Genomic DNA, 3,488 nt, shown 5'->3' on the forward strand with positions numbered 1-3,488 from the left:
CCCGAGTAGCGCCCCCACCCCACCCTCCCCCGCGAAGAGCGGGAGAGGGAGTGAGAGGACAACGCCCCTGGCCTGAAGCGATAGGTTCCACGGAATCGCCCGTCTAGCTCGATTTTCGATGGTCCGCACATCAGATCACCGCCGATGTGTCGATGCCGGCACGCCGGCCCTGCCGGACGCCCGGCACGTCCGTGTACCCGCGCCCGAGCTCGATCGCGAGGCTGGCCGCTTGCAGGTCTTCCCAGGAGTCCTCGAACACCCGATCGGGATCTGAAGGCGTCTGCTCCGCCTGGTCGCGCCGTCGCGGCCGCTTCACGAATCGACGCCACAGCAGCATCGATGCCAGAAACCCGCTGAGCCAAGCGCTGCCGCGCAGCAGCCAGCCGGCAATTACCGCGATAAGTACGAGGCCCGTCGCAGCCAATGCGATCATCATTGCCGCGCCCAGACCCCCCGGGGAAGGCGCCACTTCGGCAGATTCCCGATTAACCGCTTCAACGGGCGCGTCGCGATTGGGCTGCGGAAGCACAAAATCGTTCAGGCCCGGGAGGGGCGCTGCGATGTTGGCCGAAGCATCGGCAACCGGCGTGTTTGCGGGTGCATCGACGCTGACCGGGAGCGGAGCCGCCGCAAGAACGCCGGCGCTGGTGCCGGCATCGGACCCGGCTTTGGTGCCGGCGACCGGCAGGCTGGGGTTGGTTCTGGCGGGCGCAGCTGCGCGGCCGCTCCACCCCGCGCTTCCATAGTTCCCGATGTTGACCTTGGTGAACGCGCCGGCAAGTCCGTTCAATGCGCCGGTGCCGGCGTTGGTTGGCGGGGGTCCGATCGACATGCCCGGTATTGACGGCGACGATCCACGGGTCAGCCCGCCGTGCAGGAGAGCGACCGTGCAGATGGGAGCAACGAATGCGATGGTGTAGGTGGGATTGATCAGCGTGCCAACACCCAGGGTGTAGCTGCCGCTGTCAATGAATCCGAACGAGTTGGCGGTGATGGTGCCGCCGCCGTCCAGCCTCGCGCTGGATGCGAGCCCGACATTGCTGCCGGTCACCATGATCATGCCGCCGGCGTGGCGCCTGCCGGTCGCCGACAGCTTGCCGGAAACCACGACATTGCCGCCGGCGCCGCCATCGAGCACGATGCTGCCGCTGCGGCCGGACACCGATCGCGCCGACAGCGCGCCGGAAATATTGACGGCCTCGCGCACCGCCTGCTGCGCGGTCGCTGCCTCGATCTCGATACTTCCGCCGGCGGCCTTGACGCGGCCTGAAACATCGATCAGCGCGCGGCCATCGGCCGCAACCGCGCCGGTCGGCACCGCAACCTGCAAAAACCCGTCGCCGGTCGGATCGAGCGTCGCCTGCTCGCCGGAGCCGAGGCCAACCCGGCCGAGCGGCACGCTGATGGTGCCGGAATTCGACACGGTGCCGCCGATCAGGCCAACAAAACCGTGGGGCGCACTGGAGATCGTGCCGGCATTGCTGATGCTTGCGGAGGCGCCTTTGCCCACGAAACTCAGATTGCCCGAATTGAAGTCGGCATTGCCGATGTCGAGCGTTGAGGCGATAAAACCGCCGCCAACCTGCACCGTGCCGGTCGAGGTGATGGCGATGCCGTTGGGGTTGACCAGGAACACCTGACCGTTGCCGGTGATGGCACCGGCAATCGTCGAGGAGGTCGATCCGGTGACGCGATTGAGGATCGCCGAGGACGTATTGGGCTGGATGAAGTTGACGCTGCCGCCCTGCCCGACCGAAAAACCGCTCCACTCGATGATCGCCTTGGACGAATTCTGGGTGATGGTCAGCGCATTGGCGGAGGGCGCAGCGATGCTGGCCTGACCGGACACCACGCCGCCGCCCTGCGGCAGCACCGCCTGCGCCTGGACTGCCGCCGGCATCGCCACCATGAGGCCGGCCAGCGTCAGCGATCGCTCTATGGTGAAGCGCTCACGCATCAAGACACCGAGGGCATGAGATCGGCCTCCGAGGCCGACGGGCTGCGCCCGACCTTGCGGGCTGCAGTCCAGCTCAGCCCGCGCAAAGCCCCCGCTGCATTTTGGTCGGCGCGCAAGTCGGGCGCGCGATTGCCATTCGAAGGCGGCCGATCCTTCTCGCCGCGCCACTTCCGTCGTATCGTCGCACCCATACGCTTCAATAAGCGCCAGGCCAGCAATACGGAAAGCAGCCCATTGATGACGGTGCCGTCGCCCAGCAGCTTGATCAAAAGTGCGGACACGACCGTAAGGCTTGCGGCCGTCACCACCGCGCGCGGAACAGCCCTGAAAATTCCAGAGCCGGCGGGCTTGGGATGCATGTCTTCAAGAAGCGCTTCGTGATCGTGCGGCGAAGCAATGATCGGGGCCGCCAGCTTCTTGGGCGGGGCCGCCACCACCTCGGGCGGGAGCACGACCTTCTCGGGCGGGGGCGCCACGTCGCAGTTCGGGACTTGCCTACCCGGGTTATCAGGGCAATCCATATTCGCTACCGGAAGGGTTGTCGCCGCGACGGCGGGCAATGGTTCGGGCGGCGGAGTCGCCAGCGGCGGCCTGGGCGGGATGCTGATCGGCATCGGGCTCGGGCTCGCGGCAGGGCTCGGGCTCGCGGCCGGAGTTGCGGCGTCGCGAGCCGGATGCGTGGCTGGGGCGGGACTATCAGCAATTGGATTGCCGAGACTGATGTTGATGGCAGCGGACGGGTTGCCCAGTCCGTTCAGCGCGCCGGAATCCAGTTCGGGCGGTCGAGCCGACGGGCCCGGGATGAAACGCGACGAACCGTCGCTCGGGGAGCCCGAAAGCGGCGGGCCACCAACAGCATTGACGGTCCAGCTTCCGGTGTTGGTGCTGGCGACGGTATAGTTGGGATTGGTGAGCGACCCCGCCACTTCCATGATGTAGCTGCCGGCCGTGCTGGTACCGCTGATGCCGAACGAGTTGCGGAGCCCGGTCAGCACACCGGCGTCCTGGCCGTTTTGCAGGCCGGTCGCCGATAATCCAGGATTGGCCGGCGACGATCCATAGCTCGAGGAACCGCCGAGCGCCGTCACGGTGACGGAAGCAGAATTGACGGTCCAGCTGCCGGTATTAATGCTGGCGACGGTGTAGTTGGAATTGGTCAGCGCGCCCGTGACGTCAAGCGTGTGGTTGCCGGCGTTGCTGGTGTTGCTGATGCCGAACGAATTGCTGAGCCCGGTCAGCACGCTGACGCTTTGCCCGTTCTGCAGACCCGTCGCGGACAGACCCGCGTTTGCCGGCAACGATCCGTAGGTCGAGGAACTGCTAACCGCGGTGACGTTGACCGGCGCCGGAGTGACGGTCAGTTGGCCGTTGACATAGCTGATCGTGTAATTCGAAAGGCCCGTGCCTGCCGCTAAGGAAGGCGTGATCGCATAGGGCCCGCCGGCGACGCCGGCCGTGGCGACCGAACCGGCGCTGGTCAGCGTCGCGGCCGTCACGCTATCGCTGTTCAAAAGCCCGCTCGTGGTGAAGG

At 66.5% G+C, this 3,488-nt stretch carries 2 protein-coding genes; both read right to left on the reverse strand.

The annotated features are described in order from the left end of the window. Positions 1–130: 130 nt before the first annotated feature. Positions 131–1,957 (reverse strand): two-partner secretion domain-containing protein, encoded by a 1,827-nt coding sequence (locus ABSG20_RS32660; RefSeq protein ID WP_423868575.1) that lies wholly within the window; start codon positions 1,955–1,957, stop codon positions 131–133. Continuing rightward, positions 1,957–3,488: MBG domain-containing protein (locus tag ABSG20_RS32665; protein WP_423868576.1), on the reverse strand; the 1,532-nt coding region annotated here is incomplete at its 5' end. The genes ABSG20_RS32665 and ABSG20_RS32660, both read right to left, overlap by 1 nt.

The sequence above is a fragment of the Bradyrhizobium sp. genome (assembly GCF_049512235.1).
Classification (GTDB): domain Bacteria; phylum Pseudomonadota; class Alphaproteobacteria; order Rhizobiales; family Xanthobacteraceae; genus Bradyrhizobium.

Excerpts from the sequence above, each read along its gene's own strand:
- ABSG20_RS32660 (WP_423868575.1), bottom strand. The coding sequence starts at position 1,957 with ATGCGTGAGCGCTTCACCATAGAGCGATCGCTGACGCTGGCCGGCCTC.